The following is a 5,997-nucleotide window of genomic DNA, read 5'->3' on the forward strand; positions in this document are numbered from 1 at the left end:
GGCAGCGTCAGAGGTGTATAAGAGACAGGCACCATGCGCTGCTGCGCGATGCGGAGGGCCGCAAGCTGTCGAAATCCACCGGGTCGACCGGCCTGCGCGAGCTGCGCGCAGCCGGCGTCACGCCGGCCGAGATCCGAACCTTGGTCGGGCTTGCGGCGCCCATCTGAACGCCGCCTGATGCCGCCGGCATCGATCCCGGCGCCCACGCGCGGCGTGACTCCACAGCGGCGAGCGTGGCATTGTAGCCGGGACGGCTCGGGGGACTCATGGCGGTGAAATCGCGCGCGTTGCGCAGCGGGCGGACGCAGGTCAAGCGGACGCCGCCGAAACGCGTCCGTCGCAAGAAGCCCGCCTCGTCCGGCATGATCGAGACCGTGCTGGCGACTTTCGCGCACGAGGTTCGCACCCCGCTCACCGGTATCCTGGCAGTCAGCGAATTGCTGGCGACCTCCGATCTCAACGAGCGCGAGCGGCGCTGGGTCGACACCATCAAGGCCGGCGCCGAGCATCTGTCCGGTCTCGCCACGCTGTTCGTCGACGCAGCCCGGCTCGGCACCACCGGGCTCGGGCTGCGGTCGGAGTTCTTCGATCTGCGGGCGCTCGCCCGTCATGCCGGCGACTCGCTGTCGGGCCGCGCCGCCGCCAAGGGGCTGCGCGCCACGGTGACGATTTCGCAGCGGCTGCCGGGCTTTGCGATCGGCGACGCGGTCCGGCTGCGCGCCGCGCTGGAAAATCTGATCGACAACGCGGTGAAATTCACCGAGCAAGGCGACGTGGCGCTGAAGGTCACCGCCGCAGCCGCCGGCCGCGGCAAGGCGCAGGTCTCGTTCGCGGTGTCTGACAGCGGCATCGGGCTGTCGCTCACCGAGATCAAGCGGCTGTTTCGCCCGTTCTCGCAGGCCAATGTCAGCATCGCGTCGCGGTTCGGCGGCGCCGGCCTCGGTCTGTCGTCGGTGCGGCAAATTGCCCGGGCCCTCGGCGGCGACGTCACGGTGGCGCAGCGGCCGAGCGGCGGCACGGTCTTCACCCTGACGGTGACGCTGGGGCGGGCCAAGCCGCCGCAGATGGCGACGCCGGACGGTGCGATCCGCGCCACCGGCGGCGGGCGGCTGCGCATCCTCAGCGTCGAGGACAATCCGTTCGGGCGCGTGGTGCTGAACGCCATCCTCACCGAGCTTGGTCATTGCTGCGAATTCGTCGGCAGTGGCGAGGCGGTTCCGGAGCGGCTGGCGAAGGCCGAGTTCGATGCGGTGCTGATGGATATGGTGCTGCCCGGCATCAGCGGCGTCGAGGCGATCCGGCTGATCCGGGCGCTGCCGCCGCCGCTGCGCGCGGTGCCGATCATTGGCGTGTCGGGACGCGACCAGGACGAAGCCGCGGCCCGTCAGGCCGGCGCCGATGCGTTCCTGCTCAAGCCGGTTTCGCCCCGGGCGCTCGCAACTGCGCTTCTTGCAGCGTCATCCCCTCGGGCAGCCGCGACTTGATGATCGCGGCGTTGAGTTCGCCGCCGTAAACGAAAATCGCGGCGATGAAATACAAAAACACCAGCGCGATGATCACCGACGCCAGGCCCGCATACATCGACACGTAGTTGTTGGCGAACCGCGCCAGATACATGCCGAAGGTGATGCCCGAGATCAGCGAGGCCGCGATGGTGAAGACGATCCCGGGCAGGATCTGCCGGAACGACCGCCGCCCCGCCGGCAGATAGGCGTGCAGCAGGAACAGCGCCACCGTCAGCGCCGTGATCGCAATGCCATAGCGGCCGATCGTCAGCAGCGGCTCGTTATTGTGCACCAGCAGCGGCACGTAGTGCCGGGCGGTGGCGAGGATCAGCGGGCCGAGCACGATCAGAAACCCCATCGCCAGCGCGGTAAAAGCCGCCACCAGGGTGTAGCCGATCGACTCCAGCCGCAGCAGATACCACGGCCGCGGCTCGATCACCGCATAGGCGCGGTTAAGCCCGACCCGCAGGCTCTCGACCCCGTTGGAGGCGAAGTACAGCGCCAGCAAGAGGCCGATGGTCAGCACCCCGCCGCGCGTCGTGGTCAGCACGTCGTGGATCTCGCCCGACAGCGTGCTGGCGACCTGTGCGGGCCAGACGTCGAGCAGCAGCTCGGCGGCGCGGTCGGCGAGTTCGCGCGAGCCGACGAAGCCGGCCAGCGAGGTGAGCACGATCAGGAAGGGAAACAGCGCCATCAGCGTCGAGAGCGCGATATGGCTGGCGATCGCCCATCCGTCGTCGGCTAGGAACGTATAGAGCGCATCGATTGCGACCGCATAGGCGTAGCGGATCTGCCTCACGGGTCACCTTGTCACGAGTTGCGGCCGGCGGGATGGCAGAACCTTAGCATCCGATACTAACCGCCTCCACCCGGGATCGTTGCGCCCGACCATGCGGCAGGGATAGCGCGGGATCAGTAGCGGTGTTATGAAACCTAGATGGCATCCTTCCTGAGTTCAATCGCTCTGCCGGTCGCGCTCTGCGCCGTGGCCTTGGTGCTCATGCTCGGTCTGATCAACATGATGCGGGGCGGTTCGCCGAACCGATCGCAGACCCTCATGCGCTGGCGGGTCTTGCTGCAATTCGTCGCCATCGTCATCACCATGCTTGCGATCTGGGCGATGGGCCGTTAGCTGCCCACCAACTCCCGGCTCACTTGGTTTCCCGCAGCAGGATCCCCGCGCGATGGTCGTTCTCAATCGAATCTACACCCGCACCGGTGACGACGGCACCACCGCCCTCGGCTCCGGTGAGCGGCGGCCGAAGTCCGATCCGCGGATCGCGGCATACGGCACGGTGGATGAGACCAACGCGGCGCTCGGCGTGGTGCGGCTGCATTTGTCGGAGCTGCCGGAACTCGACGCCATGATCGGGCGTATTCAGAACGATCTGTTCGATCTCGGCGCCGACTTGGCGGTTCCGGAACGGGAAGGTAAGGCCGAACGGCTGCGGGTGTTGTCGAGCCAGGTCGAGCGCCTGGAGCGCGATATCGATCAGCTCAACGAAGGCCTGGCGCCGCTGACATCTTTCGTGCTGCCGGGCGGCAAGCCGGCAGCCGCTTACCTGCATGTGGCGAGGACGATATGCCGCCGTGCGGAACGGGCCATGGTGGAACTCTCGGCTCGGCCGAACGAGAAAATCACCCCGGCGGCCGTCCAATACGTCAACCGGTTGTCCGACTTCCTGTTTGTCGCCGCCCGCACGGTGAACGACGGTGGCGCCCGCGACGTGCTCTGGGTGCCGGGCCAAAACCGCTAGGGAACAAGGCGGTTTTTGGCTTTGCCGCGTTGACCGCGGTTAGGAGGGGCTTTAGGTTCCGCCGCCACAACAAACAATTACCCACCGCAACACGAAAGAGGATCGATGAAGGTTCTGGTGCCGGTCAAGCGCGTGGTCGACTACAACGTCAAGATCCGCGTCAAGAGCGACGGGTCGGGCGTTGAACTCGCCAACGTCAAGATGTCGATGAATCCGTTCGACGAGATCGCCGTCGAAGAAGCGCTGCGCCTCAAAGAGGCCGGCAAGGCGACCGAAGTCGTCGTGGTCTCGATCGGACCGGCGCAGGCGTCGGAAACCCTTCGCACCGGCCTCGCCATGGGCGCGGACCGCGGCATTCTGGTCAAGGCCGACGGCGTCGTCGAACCGCTGGCGGTCGCCAAGATCCTCAAGGGCGTTGCCGACGAAGAGAAGCCGGGACTGATCATTCTCGGCAAGCAGGCGATCGACGACGACAGCAACCAGACCGGCCAGATGCTGGCCGCGCTGCTCGGCTGGGCGCAGGCGACCTTCGCCTCCAAGCTCGACGTCGACGGCTCCGACTTCACCGTCGCGCGTGAAGTTGACGGTGGCTCGCAGACCGTCAAGCTCAAGGGCCCGGCGATCGTCACCACCGATCTGCGGCTGAACGAGCCGCGCTACGCCTCGCTGCCGAACATCATGAAGGCCAAGAAGAAGCCGATCGCGGAGAAGACCGCGGCCGACTACGGCGTCGACGTTTCGCCGCGCCTGGAAGTTCTGAAGACCGTCGAGCCGGGTGGCCGCAAGGCCGGCGTCAAGGTCAAGGACGTCGCCGAACTGGTTTCGAAGCTCAAGAACGAAGCGGGTGTACTCTGATGGCCACGCTGCTGATTGCCGAACACGACAACGCACACCTCAAGGACGCCACCAACAAGGCGATGACCGCCGCGGCCGCGCTCGGCGGCGAGGTGCATATCCTCGTTGCCGGCCAGGGCTGCAAGGCCGTGGCCGATGCGGCTGCCAAGCTGCAGGGCGCCGCCAAGGTGCTGCTCGCCGAAGCGCCCGCCTATGAGCACGATCTCGCCGAGCCGCTGGCCGCGCTGATCGTCTCGCTCGCCGGCAGCTACGACGCGATCGTCGCCCCGGCGACCTCGCGGTTCAAGAACGTGATGCCGCGCGTCGCCGCTCTGCTCGACGTGATGCAGGTGTCGGAGATCATCAAGGTTGTCGCGCCCGACACCTTCGAGCGTCCGATCTACGCCGGCAACGCGATCCAGACCGTGAAGTCGAAGGACGCCAAGAAAGTCATCACCGTCCGCACCTCGACCTTCCAGGCGACGGGCGAGGGTGGCAGCGCGGCGATCGAGACTGTCGCGGCGGCGGCCGATCCGGGCCTGTCGAGCTTCGTCGGCGAGGAAGTCGCCAAGAGCGATCGTCCGGAACTGTCGTCGGCCAAGATCATCGTGTCGGGTGGCCGCGCGATGCAGAGCCGCGAGAACTTCACCAAGTACATCGAGCCGCTCGCCGACAAGCTCGGCGCCGGTGTCGGCGCCTCGCGTGCCGCGGTCGATGCCGGCTACGCGCCGAACGACTGGCAGGTCGGTCAGACCGGCAAGGTTGTGGCGCCGGAGCTTTACATCGCGGTCGGCATCTCGGGCGCGATCCAGCATCTCGCCGGCATGAAGGACTCCAAGGTGATCGTCGCGATCAACAAGGACGAAGACGCGCCGATCTTCCAGGTCGCCGACTACGGCCTGGTCGCCGACCTCTACCAGGCGGTTCCGGAGCTGACCGAAGAGCTCGGCAAGCTCGGCAAGTAAACGCCTTTGCGGCGGACGAACCCGGCCCTCGGGCCGGGTTCGTTGCAGAAGCTTTAAGCGTTCACCGGCTAACTGTCCGGGCGCCGAACCACGGACAGCGGCGCGGGAATGTGCGAAGATGCACCGGCCGCGCGACGCGGCTGTGCTCCGAACGAGATGAGAGATGGCGGCAGCAATCAAAAAAGTCGGCGTAATCGGCGCGGGGCAGATGGGCAACGGGATCGCCCACGTGGCCGCTCTCGGCGGGTTCGACGTGATCCTGAACGATGTCTCCGCCGACCGGCTGAAATCGGCGATGGCCACCATCAACGGCAACCTGTCGCGCCAGATCGCCAAGAAGCTCATCACCGAAGACGCCCGCAAGCAGGCCCTGGCGCGGATCACCGCGACGGAGAAGCTGGACGGGCTGTCCGACTGCGACCTCGTGATCGAGACCGCGGTCGAGAAGGAAGAGACCAAGCGCAAGATCTTCAACGAGCTGTGCGCGGTGCTGAAGCCGGAGGCGATCGTCGCTTCCAATACCTCGTCGATCTCGATCACCCGTCTGGCCGCCTCGACCGATCGGCCGGAGCGCTTCATCGGCATTCACTTCATGAATCCGGTGCCGGTGATGGAGCTGGTCGAGCTGATCCGCGGCATCGCCACCGACGACGCCACCTTCGAGACCGCGAAGGCGTTCGTCACCAAGCTCGGCAAGCAGATCGCGGTGTCCGAGGATTTCCCGGCGTTCATCGTCAACCGCATCCTGCTGCCGATGATCAACGAGGCGATCTACACGCTGTACGAAGGCGTCGGCAACGTCGAAGCCATCGACATGGCGATGAAGCTCGGCGCGCATCATCCGATGGGCCCGCTGGAGCTGGCCGACTTCATCGGCTTCGACACCTGTCTGTCGATCATGCAGGTGCTGCACGAAGGCCTCGCCGACTCCAAGTA

7 protein-coding genes are annotated in these 5,997 nt (G+C 66.4%); 6 read left to right on the forward strand and 1 reads right to left on the reverse strand.

What is annotated here, in order from left to right; genetic code table 11:
• Nucleotides 1-266: 266 nt before the first annotated feature.
• Nucleotides 267-1,484, forward strand: coding sequence for an ATP-binding protein (locus DYI24_RS19510; protein WP_164573478.1), 1,218 nt, complete (start codon nucleotides 267-269; stop codon nucleotides 1,482-1,484).
• Here the strand turns inward: DYI24_RS19510 and DYI24_RS19515 are convergent.
• A complete protein-coding gene (locus DYI24_RS19515; protein ID WP_164573479.1) occupies nucleotides 1,411-2,304 on the reverse strand; it encodes a YihY/virulence factor BrkB family protein in 894 nt (297 codons plus the stop codon). The genes DYI24_RS19510 and DYI24_RS19515 overlap by 74 nt on opposite strands.
• Nucleotides 2,305-2,442: 138 nt before the next feature.
• Here DYI24_RS19515 and DYI24_RS19520 point away from each other — a divergent pair, with 138 nt between their 5' ends.
• The 5 genes from DYI24_RS19520 to DYI24_RS19540 all read left to right on the forward strand — a co-directional run.
• Nucleotides 2,443-2,637, forward strand: coding sequence for a twin transmembrane helix small protein (locus DYI24_RS19520; protein ID WP_107357205.1), 195 nt, complete (start codon nucleotides 2,443-2,445; stop codon nucleotides 2,635-2,637).
• Between the two features lie 52 nt (nucleotides 2,638-2,689).
• Nucleotides 2,690-3,262: a cob(I)yrinic acid a,c-diamide adenosyltransferase gene (locus DYI24_RS19525; protein WP_107357204.1), complete on the forward strand. Its 573-nt coding sequence runs from the start codon at nucleotides 2,690-2,692 to the stop codon at nucleotides 3,260-3,262.
• 105 nt (nucleotides 3,263-3,367) lie between these two features.
• Nucleotides 3,368-4,117, forward strand: coding sequence for an electron transfer flavoprotein subunit beta/FixA family protein (locus tag DYI24_RS19530; protein ID WP_107346281.1), 750 nt, complete (start codon nucleotides 3,368-3,370; stop codon nucleotides 4,115-4,117).
• Nucleotides 4,117-5,061 carry an electron transfer flavoprotein subunit alpha/FixB family protein gene (locus tag DYI24_RS19535; RefSeq protein WP_107346280.1) on the forward strand — a complete coding sequence of 315 codons (945 nt, stop codon included), beginning with the start codon at nucleotides 4,117-4,119 and terminating at the stop codon, nucleotides 5,059-5,061. Before DYI24_RS19530 ends, DYI24_RS19535 begins: the two co-directional genes overlap by 1 nt.
• A gap of 163 nt (nucleotides 5,062-5,224) precedes the next feature.
• On the forward strand, nucleotides 5,225-5,997 hold a 773-nt coding region (locus DYI24_RS19540; protein ID WP_164573480.1), incomplete at its 3' end, for a 3-hydroxybutyryl-CoA dehydrogenase.

This window comes from Rhodopseudomonas sp. BR0C11, from assembly GCF_010820945.1.
GTDB classification, from domain to species: domain Bacteria; phylum Pseudomonadota; class Alphaproteobacteria; order Rhizobiales; family Xanthobacteraceae; genus Rhodopseudomonas; species Rhodopseudomonas palustris_H.

Excerpts from the sequence above, each read along its gene's own strand:
- DYI24_RS19535 (WP_107346280.1), top strand. The coding sequence starts at position 4,117 with ATGGCCACGCTGCTGATTGCCGAACACGACAACGCACACCTCAAGGAC.
- DYI24_RS19525 (WP_107357204.1), top strand. The coding sequence starts at position 2,690 with ATGGTCGTTCTCAATCGAATCTACACCCGCACCGGTGACGACGGCACC.
- DYI24_RS19520 (WP_107357205.1), top strand. The coding sequence starts at position 2,443 with ATGGCATCCTTCCTGAGTTCAATCGCTCTGCCGGTCGCGCTCTGCGCC.
- DYI24_RS19530 (WP_107346281.1), top strand. The coding sequence starts at position 3,368 with ATGAAGGTTCTGGTGCCGGTCAAGCGCGTGGTCGACTACAACGTCAAG.
- DYI24_RS19510 (WP_164573478.1), top strand. The coding sequence starts at position 267 with ATGGCGGTGAAATCGCGCGCGTTGCGCAGCGGGCGGACGCAGGTCAAG.